Consider the following 12,009-nt stretch of genomic DNA (forward strand, 5'->3'; position numbering starts at 1 on the left):
GGTCGATGACTACCTCTGTTGGCAGCAATATCCTGACAGCGCTGGGCGCCGGCTCGATCGACACGGCCTCGCTCGTGACCAGTCTGGTGAGCGCGACGCGCGATCCCAAGCAACAGGTCATCACCAGCAAGCAGTCGCTGAATAGCGCGCGCGTTTCTGCGCTGGCATCGGCTGTGAGCTCGCTCGATACGTTCGCCAACGCGCTGACCAATGTCCTGGCCGACAGCAGCTATTCGGCCGCGCCTCTGTCCAACAACAGCGCGATCGCTTCGGTCAGCCTGCGCAGTGGCGGCACGCCCACCGGCCTGCCCGCGCAACTGGTCGTCAAGTCGCTTGCCTCCGCACGCGTCCTTGCCTCATCCTCCGCAAGTGGCGCGACCAGCGGCTCGCCCGTCGGCACCGGCACGCTGACGATTACGACTGCATCGGGCAGCAAGCCGATCACGATCGACGGCACCAATAACAGCTATGCGGGCCTCGCCGCCGCGATCAACGCGTCCGATGCGGGCGTCACCGCCACCGTGGTGACCGACGCCAACGGCACGCGGCTGATGTTCAAGGGGCAGACCGGCGTCGCCAGCGACTTTGCCATAAGCGTAGCGGCCGACGATTCGGCGAGCGTTCTTGGTGGGCTGGCGTGGAATGGTACGGACAACAGCACCATCGCTTCATCATCCGATCCGAAAAATGCGAAAATCATTCTCGATGGCGTCGAGCATGAATATGCGACCAACAGCATCGACGACGCGGTCCCCTATCTGCGGATCGACCTCAACAAGGCGGACGAAAATAGCAGCGTCACCCTGTCGATGACCCAGCCCACGGGCACGATGAAAGATCTGCTCAAGGAATATGTCGATGCCTATAATACGCTGATGAAGGCGCTGAACACGGCGACCTCGCTTGGCACCGATCAATCCAACTCGGGTGTGCTGAACGGCGTGGCGAGCGTTCGCGACATGAAGCGGCAGCTTGGCCAGATGACGTCGACGCAGCTTTCTTCCACCGGCAGTTACAAGACGCTGGCGGATATCGGCATCGGCACGAACCGCGACGGCACGCTGACGCTCGACAGCAAGCTGCTGGACAAGGCGATGGCGGCGGACCCCGAAGCCATCACCAAAATGCTGAACCCGGCCGTGCCGACCCCCACCAGCCCCGGCCTGTCCAAGCTGATGGATTCGGTGCGTGACTCGATCGAAAAGGACGATGGGCCGCTCAAGATCGCGCAAAAGCGCTACGATGCGGAGACCGCGAACCTGACGTCGCAACTCGCCAAGCTGGACGAGCAGATGGCCAGTTACGAGGATCAGCTCAAATCTCTCTATTCCGCCATGAGTACGCGCCTGTCCGCGCTCAAGGCGACGCAAAGCTATCTGACCCAGCAGATGGAAGTCTGGAACAACAGCAACAATAATTAAGCGGGACGTATCATGTTCTATAATCAGGGTTATGCAGGTTCTACGGCGGCGCGGCGTTATGCGGCCGTGCATTCGGGCAGCCGCACCGAGGGCGCGACGCCGCATGCACTGGTCAAGATCCTGTTCGACGAATTGCAGATCGCGCTCGACGCGGCGTCGCTGGCCGAGGGCAATGGCGACCGGCTGAAAGTGTCGGACAAGCAGGCGCGCGCCATGTCGATCCTGTTCGCGCTCGAATCCAGCCTCGATTTCCACAAGGGCGGCGACATCGCCATGGGCCTCGCGCAGATATATCGCGAGGCGCGCCGGCTGCTGCTGGTCGGCGCGAAGGAGCGGGCCGCCGAGCCGGTCGATCAGGCGCGCATCATGATCGCGGAGATCGCCGAAGCGTGGAGTCAAATCGGCTGAACTGGCCCCGCGGCCGGGGTTGCGCGGGTTCCGTCCCCTCACTATAGGCATTGCTCGCATCAGGGCGGCCCGGCGGGGGTCGCCTTTTTGCGTTTTGGACGCATTGCAATCAGCCCAGGAAGGGAAGGCCCATGTCGATCACGCCGCTCATGCCCGTATACCCCAGGTGCGATGTGCGTCCCGTTCGAGGCGAAGGCTGCTACCTGATCGGGGAGCGCGGCGAGCGCTATCTCGACTTTGCCAGCGGTATCGCGGTCAACCTGCTTGGCCACGGCCATCCGCGGCTGGTGAAGGCGATTGCCGATCAGGCCGCGACCTTGATGCACACGTCCAATCTCTACGGCATGCCGCTGGGTGAAAAATTCGCGCAGCGGCTGGTCGACAGCAGTTTCGCCGATACCGTGTTCTTCACCAACTCCGGCGCGGAAGCGGTCGAATGCGCGATCAAGACCGCGCGCCGCTATCATTATGCTAATGGGCAGGCGCACCGGCACAAGATCATCAGCTTCGACAACGCCTTTCATGGCCGGACGCTGGGCACGATTTCGGCGACCAGCCAGCCCAAGATGCGCGACGGGTTCGAACCGCTGCTGCCCGGTTTCACCGTGGTGCCGTTCAACGATCTCGACGCCGCCACTGCGGCCGTGGATGGGAATACCGCCGGCTTCCTGCTGGAGCCGGTGCAGGGCGAGGGCGGGGTAACGCCCGCGACGGCCGCGTTCCTGACCGGCTTGCGCAAACTGTGCGACGAGCAGGGCCCGCTGCTGATCCTGGATGAGGTGCAATGCGGTTACGCCCGCAGCGGCACCTTCTTCGCGCATGAGCAATATGGCCTGAAGCCCGACATCATGGCAGTTGCCAAGGGCATTGGCGCGGGCTTCCCGCTCGGCGCCTGCCTTGCGACCGAGGAAGCCGCCAAGGGCATGGTTCCTGGCACCCATGGCTCCACCTATGGCGGCAATCCGCTCGCCATGGCGGCGGGCATGGCGGTGTTGGACGAGATCGAGAGCGAAGGCTTCATGGAGCATGTACGCTCCATGGGCGCGCGCCTGCGGTCCGCGCTCGAACAGCTCATCCCCAATCATGACGGCATGTTCGAGGATGTGCGCGGCATGGGGCTGATGCTGGGCGTCAAGATGAAGGACGCCCATGACGCGCGAAGCTTCGTGGCCCATCTGCGCGATCATCATGGGCTGCTGACGGTCTCCGCCGGCCAGAATGTCGTGCGCATCCTGCCACCGCTGGTGATCGAGGAAAGCCATATCGCCGAATGTATCGAGCGGATGTCCGCCGGCGCGCGGAGTTTCGTCGCCGCGGAAGCGGCGGCCTGACGGCTTTTCTATCCGTTCGTCCTGAGTAGCCATTGAGCACAGTCGAAATGGCGTATCGAAGGATCAGCCGGCACGAATGCTTCGATACGGGCCTTCGACTGGCTCAGCTCCTACTCAGCAGGAACGGTTTTAGATGATGGGATCATTTTCATGACCAGACATTTCCTGAACCTATCCGATGCCGGCGGCGATGCGATCGCCGCGATGATCGCGGATGCCATCGATCGCAAGGCGGCGCGCGCGGCCTGGCCCAAGGGTCGCGTCGATGCCGATGCGCCGCTCGCAGGCCATGCGCTCGCAATGATCTTTGAGAAAAACTCGACCCGCACGCGCGTCAGCTTCGACATGGCGATTCGGCAGCTCGGTGGCTCCTCCCTGATCCTCGACGGCGGAACGAGCCAACTCGGGCGTGGCGAGAGCATCGCGGATACCGCCCGCGTGCTCAGCCGGATGAGTGACGCGATCATGATCCGCACCGACGATCACGCCAAGATCGAGGAAATGGCGCATTATGCAACGGTCCCTGTCATCAACGGGCTAACCGACCTGTCGCATCCCTGTCAGATCGTGGCCGACCTTTTGACCGTGGTCGAACATGGCGTGGCGCTGCCCGGCAGTCAGTGGGCATGGCTGGGCGATGGCAATAATGTGCTGCATTCGATCGTCGAGGCGGCGGGGCTGATGCGCTTCGACGTGCGGGTCGCCGTGCCGGAGGGGTATGAACCCGACCCGGCCTTCGCTGCGGCCGCGCAAGCGCAGGGCGCACGCATCACCCTGACTCGTGATCCATTGGCCGCCGCCTCAGACGCCGACATCATCGTTACCGACACGTGGATTTCGATGGGCCAGGCTCATGCGGACGAAAAATTGGCGGCGATGATGCCCTATCAGGTCACGCCTGCCCTGATGGCACGAGCGAAGCCGGGCGCTAAATTCCTCCATTGCCTGCCCGCCCATCGCGGCGAGGAGGTAGTCGCGGAAGTGATCGACGGGCCGCAATCTTTGATCTGGGACGAGGCGGAAAATCGTATCCATGCGCAAAAGTCGGTGTTGCTCTGGGCGCTTGGAAAGCTTTGATCGGCACCTACATTCGGCTTCGAACTCATCGTCATCGCCACGTCGGCGCAATCCATCTCTGATGCTATGACCCCGCTGCGGGTCGAAGGATGGGTGTCCGCTGCTGCGGGAATGACAAAGGAAATGTGATTTGAACTCTGTCGCCACTTTCGATCAGGCTATCGGCTTCACCATCACCGACAGGCATGCGCGCGGGCGGGTCGTGCGGATTGGGCCCTTGCTGGACGAGGTGCTGGCGGCGCATGCCTATCCGCCGCCGATCGAACGGCTGGTCGCGTCCGCGTTGGTGCTGGCGGCTTTGCTCGGCAGCACGCTCAAGGGCGCTGGCGGGCAGCTGACGCTTCAGGCGCAGACCGAACATGGCGTCGTCAGCCTGCTCGTCGCCGATTACAAGAATGGCGAAGTGCGCGGCTATGCGAAATTCGACGGCGACCGGCTAGCCGAACTCGGGCCTGACCCGACTTTGTTCGGCCTGTTCGGCAAGGGCTATCTCGCCATCACCTTCGATCAGGCGCTGACCGGCGAACGCTATCAGGGGATCGTGCCGCTCGACGGCGAATCGCTGGCGCAGGCGGCGGAGCATTATTTCTTCCAATCCGAACAAATCCCCAGCGTCATCCAGATCGCGACCCGCCATGATGCAGGGCAAGGGTGCGTGGCGGCGGGCATGCTGCTGCAACATCTGCCGGAGGGCGAGGTGGGCCGCGAGCGGCTCCATGTCCGCCACGATCACCCTGAATGGGAACATGTGCAGGCGCTGACCGCAACGCTGAGCGACGCGGAACTGACGGACGAGGGTCTGTCGCTGACCGATATCGTCTGGCGGCTGTTCCACGAGGAAAAGGAGATCCGCGTGACCGAGCCGACCCCGCTGGCCAAGGGCTGTCGATGCGATCTGGCGCATATCCGCGACGTGATCGGCCGCTTTCCGATCAGCGAACGCGCGGACATGGCCGACGAAAGCGGCATCATCAGCGTCGATTGCGCCTTTTGTTCGCGCCTCTTCCCGCTCGCGCTCGACAGTTTCGCGGAATCCTGAGAGGCGGACCACGGCGGCCTGTTCATAATTTGGGCAGCATCACGCATTTCACGCTATCAATTTGCCGTAATTGGCGGGCATGGACGCAAGTGGGTCTGCATAACCTCGTGCTAACCGGACACCGGGCACGTCCATCTTGAGCGAGGTCCTGGGCATCATGACGACGACGTGGCTGCGCGCATTCGGCGCGGGAACGGCGATGATTTTAGCGGCGGGCGCCGCTATGGCGGCGACGCCATCGAAGCTATCGGGACAGCTGGAACCGGGCGAATGGGAATTGCGCGGGCGTGGCGAAGATGCCGGATCGCGCAGGCTGTGCGTGATGGACCGGCGGCAATTATTGCAGATCCAGCACCCGCGAAACAGCTGCAAGACGTTCGTGTTGAGCGACAGCCCGGCCATGCTGATCGTCACCTATGAATGCGGCGCAGCGGGGGGCGGGCGCACCGAATTGCGGACCGAAACCCCGCGCCTCGTGCAGATTCATTCGCAGGGCGTTGCCGGCGGCGCGCCCTTTTCCTTTGCGCTCGAGGGGCGACGGGTCGGTGATTGCCGGTAACGGTCCGCCCCCTTGCACTGCATGGCGGGGACGGTTAGCGCGTCGCCATGGTCGCAAATAATAAAAAATTCGCCGTCGTCCTGCTGTCGGGCGGGCTGGATTCGATGGTCGCAGGCGGGCTGGCGCGCGAAGCCGGCTATCGCGTGCTGGCGCTATCGATCGATTATAACCAGCGGCACCGGGTCGAACTGCGCGCCGCCAGCCGAGTCGCGAAGGCGCTCAACGCGATGTCGCACATCGTCCTGCCGCTCGATCTGTCGGCCTTTGGCGGCTCCGCGCTGACCGCCGATATCGCCGTGCCCAAGGGCGGCGTCGGCAGCGAAATTCCCGTCACCTATGTGCCTGCTCGGAACGCCATTTTCCTTTCGTTGACGCTCGGCCTTGCAGAAGTGGCCGGCGCGAACGACATTTTCATCGGCGTCAATGCGCTCGACTATTCCGGCTATCCCGATTGCCGTCCCGAATTTATCGATGCGTTTCAGAAGATGGCGGCGCTCGCCACCAAGGCGGGCGTCGAAGGCAATCCGCTGCGCGTAAACGCGCCGCTTCAGTTCATGAGCAAGGCCGATATCGTGCGCGAGGCCGACCGGCTGGGGCTGGACGCCGGGATGAGTTGGTCCTGCTATGATCCTGCGCCGGGCGACCGCCATTGCGGCCTGTGTGACAGCTGTCGCCTGCGCGCCAAGGGCTTCGACGAGGCCGGACTGCCGGACCCTACCGTCTATGCGGCCAAGCCCTGAGGCGTTCGCGATGAGCTATGCCGTCAAGGAAATGTTCCTGACGCTTCAGGGTGAGGGCGTGCAGGCCGGACGCCGGGCGGTGTTCCTGCGCTTTGCCGGCTGCAATCTGTGGAGCGGCCGCGAACAGGACCGGTCCAGTGCCGTCTGCCGCTTTTGCGATACCGATTTCGTCGGCACCAATGGCCTTGGAGGCGGTAAATTCGCCGACGCCGATGCGGTGGCCGACGCCGTGCTCTCGCATTGGGGCGGAGGCGCGGAGGGCCGCTATATCGTCCTGACCGGCGGGGAACCGATGCTTCAGGTCGATGACGCGCTGGTCGACGCGTTCCATCGCCGGGGTTTCACGATCGCGATCGAAACCAATGGGACTTTGCCCGTCCATCCCGGCATCGACTGGGTCTGCGTCAGCCCCAAGGCGGGCGGCGTGGTCGTGCAGACGGCAGGCAACGAACTGAAGCTGGTCTGGCCGCAGCCATCGCCCGGTTATGGCATCGCCGACGTGGCGGCGATGGAGGGCTGGGCGTTCGAACATCTGCTCGTCCAGCCGCTCGACGACGCCCACGCCGCCGACAATCAGGCGGCAGCGATCGATCTGGTCATGGCCCGGCCGCGCTGGCGGCTGACGCTTCAGGCGCATAAATATCTTGGCCTGCGCTGAAGCGGCGCTAAGCCGCTATCAGGGCTGGGTCGATCCTGTCTTCTGATCCCATGCCTGCTGGCAGGGGGCGGTCAGCCGGCCCTTTTTCCAGCATTTCTTGTCGAGTGACGGCAAAGCAAGCGCGTAACTGCGGCCCGGATCGCCATAATATTGCTCGCCCATCATGACGAGCGACTTCTTGATCGATCCCAGACCTTCGCGCGCGACCTCATGCAAGGAACCGCGATCGGCGAAGATCGCCTTGCGCCCTACTTCGGCCGCCGCGAGGCAGAAACCGCGCTGCGCCTGCACCGTCGAATAGCCCGAATAAATGCGCGTGCCATATTGGTCGGACGCGTTTTGACCCGGCTTGCCCTTGCCATAAGTGCGTTGGAAATACCCCAGCAACGTTACCTGCGCCGCGTCGAGCTCGGCATCATGATGCGCGATCATCGCATTATAATTGCTGATCGCCAGCAGCGTCGGTTCGAACTGGCACTGCAAGGCGGCGACATTGAGCGCGGCGCGCAGGTTCCAGACCAGCCCGGCGCGGATTTCGGCGGACGTAGCGCCTGGCAGGCCGAGCGCCGTTGCTGCGGTCGTGTCGTTTAGCGCCGGAGCGGACAGGTCGGGCGGCGACCAGAAAAATTGCGCAGCGGCCGGCTGGGGCAGCAGGGGCAGGGCGACGAACGCCAGACCGGCCAACGCCCGGCGCATCATTGGACTAACCATATTCACTTCGTCCTCTCCGACCGGGGCGTGCATCGCGTCGCCCCCTCGCGCATTCACATTCGATGGCCATCGCTGTATCGCGAATGAATGTCCAACCTATTGATCCGACAATATTTCCGCGTCGCCAGCCGCTGCCGCCTTTGGCTTGGCGTCCTGTGGCGCAGGCGCCGCCTCTCCCGCATTGCTGGCGTTGGCGGCGGATGGCGCAATCGCCGTACCTTCGCCCTGAACGCCATCCAGATCGGTCATCGCGTCGGTCGCCGTGCCGTCGACGACTTCCATATCCTTCATCTGAATATTGCCGCCCGCCTTGTCCTTGCTGCCGCACCCCGCGACCAGCGGCGCCGCGCATAATGTCGCGGCGGTGATAATGGTCCGGATATCAAGGCGCATTCGGCTGTCCCTCATATGCTTTTGCATGCCCGGCAGCCCGCCCGGCGAAGGCGCGACCCTAGCGGCCCGTCTCGCATTGCTCAACCCCCGAGCCGCATCGTTGTAATCGCCCGATAAAAGCGGGGAAATGGGCGAACAGTGCCGCATCGAGCGCGGCCATGGAGGCTTTCTTGCCCAGCGCGGCGATGCTGGTCACCGGATATTCGGCGATCCCGCACGGCACGATGCCGCCGAAATGCGACAGGTCGGGAGCGACGTTGATCGAAAAGCCGTGCAGCGTCACCCAGCGCCGCACCCGGATCCCGAGCGCGCCGATCTTCGCCTCGCGCCCGGCCGGATCGTCGGTCCATATGCCGATGCGTCCCTCCGCCCGCCGTGCCGGCACATCCAGCGCGCCGAGCGCATCGATCATCCAGCCTTCGAGATGGTGGACGAAATTGCGCACGTCGCGTCCGCGCGCGCGCAGATCGATATTGAGATAGCCGATCCGCTGCCCCGGACCATGATAGGTATAACGCCCGCCACGCCCGGCGTCGAAGACGGGAAACCGGCGGTCGAGCAGTTCCGCCGGATCGGCGCTCGTGCCGGCGGTGTAGAGCGGCGGATGTTCGAGCAGCCAGACCCGCTCGCGCGCTTCGCCCTCGACAATGGCGGCGGCGCGCGCCTCCATGTCGGCCAGCGCGGCGGGATAGTCGACCGGCGCGTCCTGCGAGCGCCACTCGAACGAGCCGGCATCCGTGGCTGCGGCGAGGGGGATGGAAGAAACGGGCATGGCGCTTCCTTGACTTGGCCGGGGCGAGCGATCAAGTCTCGTCGCACTCCCGGACCTGAGGCAAGAGTAACATATGACGACGATGTCGATCGGCAAGGCATGGGAAGAGGCGCTCGTCTTCATTTCCCGCGAAGCCGCGCTGCTATTCCCCGTCGCACTGCTGTTCATCGCGCTGCCGGGGCTCGTGCTTCAGGAACTGACGCCGCCCGAACTGGCCGCCTGGTCGCTCGCGCCCCAGGCGGGCACGATGCCGAACGTGCCGCCCAGCTACGCCATCGGTCTGATGCTGAGCGTCATCCTGATGTGGTTCGGATCGCTAGCGCTGTTCGCGCTGGCGTCGCGCCCGGGCATCAGCGTTGCCGAAGCGCTTCGGCTCAGCCTCGTGCGGCTGCCGGTCCTGCTCGGGGCGTCATTGCTTGCGGGTGGGTTCGTCCTTCTGGCCGTTCTGCTTCTGGCCATCCCGCTGATGTTGCTGGTCGGGCCGGCCGCTCCGTTTGCGGTGATCATCCTTGTGGCGGGGTTCATGGGAACGCGGCTGATTCTGCTCAATCTGGTCGTGGTCGACGGGACCGAGGGGGCGACCGGATCGATTCGTCACGCATGGAAGCTGACGAAAGGGCATTTCTGGCGTCTGCTCGGCCTCCTCATAATCCTGACGCTGATATCGGCGATCGCCGCATCGGCGGCGCAGGCCGTCTTCGGCGTTCTTGCGGGGCTCGTCGGGGGCGCATCGGCGGCGAAATTCATAGGTGGACTCGCCGCCGCAGCCGCCTCGACCGTGATCCAGGTCTATCTTCTGGTGATGCTGGCGCGGCTCTACCGTCAGGCCGAGGCGGGCTGATCCAGCAGCGGCACGTGCGGAGCGGCGTCTCGTGGCAGATGGCCGGTCAGGCGCGGGTCGGCGAATATTTCGACATCTCGCGCGAACGGCGTGAAGCCGCCCCTGATATAGAAGCCGAGCGCCGCCGGGCTGTCTAGCGTACAGGTGTGGACCCAGAAGCGTTCGATGCCCTTGCGCCACGCCAGTGACCTGGCCTGCGCCAACAGCCACTTGCCATTCCCCCGGCCAGTCAGTTCCGCGACCAGCCCGAAAAAGGACAATTCGCAGTCCGGTGCGATTCGAAAGTCCAGTTCCAGGAGGCCGACCTCAATCCCCCTCGGATCGATTACCGCATAGATCGCGACGGCGGGGTCGTGAATAATCGCGGTCAGGCTTTCATCGGGCATGACGAGCCGCGAAAACCACAGCCATGGCTCCCCGACGCGGCGAAACAGCGCGCGATAGGCGGCGAGGGACGGCGATTTCCACGGCACCAGCCGCAGCGGCGAATCCGGTAGCGGTGCGGGGCGGGGCCGGTTCCGCATTTCCAGATGGGTGACGATGGTCGCGATCTGGTGATCGGGGACGGGCGTCAGACTCATCAGCTCCAGCTCGCCATCGGCGGCAGGCTCATCAGGATCGCGTCGATATTGCCTCCGGTCTTGAGGCCGAACAGCGTACCCCTGTCATGCACAAGGTTGAATTCGGCATAGCGCCCGCGCCATTCGAGCATCCGCGCATAGTCGTCCTGCGTCCAGCTTTCGTCCATGCGCCGCCGCACGATCGGCGGATAGGCTTCTAGAAACGCCTCTCCCACGGCGCGGGTGAAGGCGAAATCGGCGTCGAAATCGCCCTCCAGATGATCGTAGAATATGCCGCCCACGCCGCGATGGACGCCGCGATGGGGAATGAAGAAATAGTCGTCGGCCCAGGCCTTGAAGCGCGGATAATGATCGGGGCCATGCGCGTCGCAGGCATTTTTCAGCACGGCATGGAAATAGGCCGTATCTTCCTCGCGCGGCAGCGGAGGATTAAGATCCGCGCCGCCGCCGAACCAGCTTTTCGCCGTCACCAGATAGCGCGTATTCATATGCACGGCGGGCACATGCGGATTGGCCATATGCGCGACCAGGCTGATGCCAGTCGCGAAGAAGGCGGGGTCTTCCGACGCGCCATGCATGGTCTTGGCGAATTCGGGAGCGAATGCGCCGCCGACCGTCGACACGTTGACGCCGACTTTCTCGAAAATCTTCCCCTTCATCACGCCGCGCACACCGCCGCCGCCTTCGCCCGGAGCCAAGCCGTCGGCCTCGCGGTCCCAGGAGGTGTAAACGAAGGCCGCGGCCGACCCTGCCTCGCGCTCGATCGCCTCGAACGCGGCGCAGATGCGGGTTCGCAGCGATTCGAACCACGCGCGCGCGGCCTGCTGACGAGAATCGAGGGTCAAGCTCATTGGGGAAATCTTCCGGTCTGGCGCAGCGCTTCGGCAATCGCGATGCCCGTAGATACGGCGATGTTCAAGGATCGAAAGCCCGGCGCCATTGGAATGCGGACCCGAATATCGGCGAGGTCCCGCACCGCGTCGGGCACCCCGGCGCTTTCGGACCCCATCAGCAGCACGTCATTCTCGTGGAAGCCCACGTCCGGCAGACGCTGCGACGCATGGCTGCTCATCAGCAGCAGGCGGCGACCCTCTGCCCGGCGGGCGGCATCGAACGCGTCGAAATTGGCGTGGCGCGTAACGTCTGCGGCTGCGCCATAATCCATGGCGGCGCGCCTGAGGCGCGTATCGGAAAAGGCGAATCCGGTCGGCATGATGATGTCCACGGGTACGCCAAAACAGGCGGCGAGGCGCAAAATGGCGCCGACATTGCCCGCAATCTCGGGCTGGTAAAGGGCGATACGCATGGGGGCCGCATAATGCACTGCGGCAAATTGTCATAGCCTTGGCCAAATTGCTGTTGGCAAAAGGCGTATCCTGCGGCTATCAGGCCCGCGAACCACGCCGGGGGAAAGCGGGGCTCCGTTCGCACGGGTTGCCCTCTGTCTCTTGATAAACAGGGCCATTCAAGGCAATGCG

General features: G+C 64.0%; 15 protein-coding genes. 9 read left to right on the top strand and 6 right to left on the bottom strand.

What is annotated here, in order from left to right; translation table 11 throughout:
* Positions 1–5 precede the first annotated feature (5 nt).
* The 8 genes from fliD to queE all read left to right on the top strand — a co-directional run bounded on the left by fliD (position 6) and on the right by queE (position 7,233).
* A complete protein-coding gene (gene fliD / locus WG907_RS03630) occupies positions 6–1,421 on the top strand; it encodes a flagellar filament capping protein FliD (RefSeq protein ID WP_340231235.1) in 1,416 nt (471 codons plus the stop codon).
* 12 nt (positions 1,422–1,433) lie between these two features.
* Positions 1,434–1,829 (top strand): flagellar export chaperone FliS, encoded by a 396-nt coding sequence (locus WG907_RS03635; RefSeq protein WP_340231236.1) that lies wholly within the window; start codon positions 1,434–1,436, stop codon positions 1,827–1,829.
* Positions 1,830–1,960: 131 nt separating this feature from the next.
* A complete protein-coding gene (locus tag WG907_RS03640) occupies positions 1,961–3,160 on the top strand; it encodes an aspartate aminotransferase family protein (protein WP_340231237.1) in 1,200 nt (399 codons plus the stop codon).
* A gap of 150 nt (positions 3,161–3,310) precedes the next feature.
* A complete protein-coding gene (gene argF / locus WG907_RS03645; protein ID WP_340231238.1) occupies positions 3,311–4,237 on the top strand; it encodes an ornithine carbamoyltransferase in 927 nt (308 codons plus the stop codon).
* A gap of 130 nt (positions 4,238–4,367) precedes the next feature.
* On the top strand, positions 4,368–5,276 hold the full coding sequence (gene hslO, locus WG907_RS03650; protein ID WP_340231239.1) for an Hsp33 family molecular chaperone HslO: 909 nt from the start codon (positions 4,368–4,370) through the stop codon (positions 5,274–5,276).
* A 136-nt stretch (positions 5,277–5,412) separates the two neighbouring features.
* A complete protein-coding gene (locus tag WG907_RS03655) occupies positions 5,413–5,835 on the top strand; it encodes a DUF3617 domain-containing protein (RefSeq protein WP_340231240.1) in 423 nt (140 codons plus the stop codon).
* A 47-nt stretch (positions 5,836–5,882) separates the two neighbouring features.
* The gene (queC, locus tag WG907_RS03660; RefSeq protein WP_340231241.1) at positions 5,883–6,575 is read left to right on the top strand and encodes a 7-cyano-7-deazaguanine synthase QueC; all 693 of its coding nucleotides are present in this window, start codon (positions 5,883–5,885) and stop codon (positions 6,573–6,575) included.
* A gap of 10 nt (positions 6,576–6,585) precedes the next feature.
* Positions 6,586–7,233, top strand: coding sequence for a 7-carboxy-7-deazaguanine synthase (gene queE / locus WG907_RS03665; RefSeq protein WP_340231243.1), 648 nt, complete (start codon positions 6,586–6,588; stop codon positions 7,231–7,233).
* An 18-nt stretch (positions 7,234–7,251) separates the two neighbouring features.
* Here the strand turns inward: queE and WG907_RS03670 are convergent, their stop codons facing one another.
* The 3 genes from WG907_RS03670 to lipB form a co-directional block, all read right to left on the bottom strand.
* Positions 7,252–7,944: a hypothetical protein gene (locus tag WG907_RS03670; protein WP_445326759.1), complete on the bottom strand. Its 693-nt coding sequence runs from the start codon at positions 7,942–7,944 to the stop codon at positions 7,252–7,254.
* Positions 7,945–8,040: 96 nt separating this feature from the next.
* Positions 8,041–8,337, bottom strand: coding sequence for a hypothetical protein (locus tag WG907_RS03675; protein ID WP_340231244.1), 297 nt, complete (start codon positions 8,335–8,337; stop codon positions 8,041–8,043).
* A 58-nt stretch (positions 8,338–8,395) separates the two neighbouring features.
* A complete protein-coding gene (lipB, locus tag WG907_RS03680) occupies positions 8,396–9,109 on the bottom strand; it encodes a lipoyl(octanoyl) transferase LipB (protein WP_340231245.1) in 714 nt (237 codons plus the stop codon).
* Positions 9,110–9,182: 73 nt separating this feature from the next.
* On the opposite strand from lipB, the gene WG907_RS03685 reads away from it, so the two are divergent.
* Complete coding sequence (locus tag WG907_RS03685) at positions 9,183–9,950, top strand: hypothetical protein (protein WP_340231246.1); 768 nt, start codon at positions 9,183–9,185, stop codon at positions 9,948–9,950.
* Here the strand turns inward: WG907_RS03685 and WG907_RS03690 are convergent.
* Genes WG907_RS03690 through WG907_RS03700 form a run of 3 tightly spaced genes read right to left on the bottom strand, consistent with a single transcriptional unit; the run spans position 9,932 to position 11,837 of the window.
* A complete protein-coding gene (locus tag WG907_RS03690) occupies positions 9,932–10,531 on the bottom strand; it encodes a GNAT family N-acetyltransferase (protein ID WP_340231247.1) in 600 nt (199 codons plus the stop codon). The two genes, WG907_RS03685 and WG907_RS03690, sit on opposite strands and share 19 nt — an antisense overlap.
* On the bottom strand, positions 10,531–11,382 hold the full coding sequence (gene hemF / locus WG907_RS03695; protein WP_340231248.1) for an oxygen-dependent coproporphyrinogen oxidase: 852 nt from the start codon (positions 11,380–11,382) through the stop codon (positions 10,531–10,533). The genes WG907_RS03690 and hemF overlap by 1 nt, the downstream gene beginning before the upstream one ends.
* Positions 11,379–11,837, bottom strand: coding sequence for a tRNA (cytidine(34)-2'-O)-methyltransferase (locus WG907_RS03700; RefSeq protein WP_340231249.1), 459 nt, complete (start codon positions 11,835–11,837; stop codon positions 11,379–11,381). Before WG907_RS03700 ends, hemF begins: the two co-directional genes overlap by 4 nt.
* Positions 11,838–12,009 lie beyond the last annotated feature (172 nt).

The sequence above is a fragment of the Sphingobium fluminis genome (genome assembly GCF_037723805.1).
Taxonomy (GTDB): Bacteria; Pseudomonadota; Alphaproteobacteria; order Sphingomonadales; family Sphingomonadaceae; genus Sphingobium.

Bases quoted from the DNA above. Each gene is read 5' to 3' on its own strand.
- queC (WP_340231241.1), top strand. From the start codon at position 5,883: ATGGTCGCAAATAATAAAAAATTCGCCGTCGTCCTGCTGTCGGGCGGG.
- fliD (WP_340231235.1), top strand. From the start codon at position 6: ATGACTACCTCTGTTGGCAGCAATATCCTGACAGCGCTGGGCGCCGGC.
- WG907_RS03690 (WP_340231247.1), bottom strand. From the start codon at position 10,531: ATGAGTCTGACGCCCGTCCCCGATCACCAGATCGCGACCATCGTCACC.
- WG907_RS03675 (WP_340231244.1), bottom strand. From the start codon at position 8,337: ATGCGCCTTGATATCCGGACCATTATCACCGCCGCGACATTATGCGCG.
- WG907_RS03685 (WP_340231246.1), top strand. From the start codon at position 9,183: ATGACGACGATGTCGATCGGCAAGGCATGGGAAGAGGCGCTCGTCTTC.
- WG907_RS03670 (WP_445326759.1), bottom strand. From the start codon at position 7,944: ATGGTTAGTCCAATGATGCGCCGGGCGTTGGCCGGTCTGGCGTTCGTC.
- WG907_RS03700 (WP_340231249.1), bottom strand. From the start codon at position 11,837: ATGCGTATCGCCCTTTACCAGCCCGAGATTGCGGGCAATGTCGGCGCC.
- WG907_RS03635 (WP_340231236.1), top strand. From the start codon at position 1,434: ATGTTCTATAATCAGGGTTATGCAGGTTCTACGGCGGCGCGGCGTTAT.
- argF (WP_340231238.1), top strand. From the start codon at position 3,311: ATGACCAGACATTTCCTGAACCTATCCGATGCCGGCGGCGATGCGATC.
- queE (WP_340231243.1), top strand. From the start codon at position 6,586: ATGAGCTATGCCGTCAAGGAAATGTTCCTGACGCTTCAGGGTGAGGGC.
- WG907_RS03640 (WP_340231237.1), top strand. From the start codon at position 1,961: ATGTCGATCACGCCGCTCATGCCCGTATACCCCAGGTGCGATGTGCGT.
- lipB (WP_340231245.1), bottom strand. From the start codon at position 9,109: ATGCCCGTTTCTTCCATCCCCCTCGCCGCAGCCACGGATGCCGGCTCG.
- hemF (WP_340231248.1), bottom strand. From the start codon at position 11,382: ATGAGCTTGACCCTCGATTCTCGTCAGCAGGCCGCGCGCGCGTGGTTC.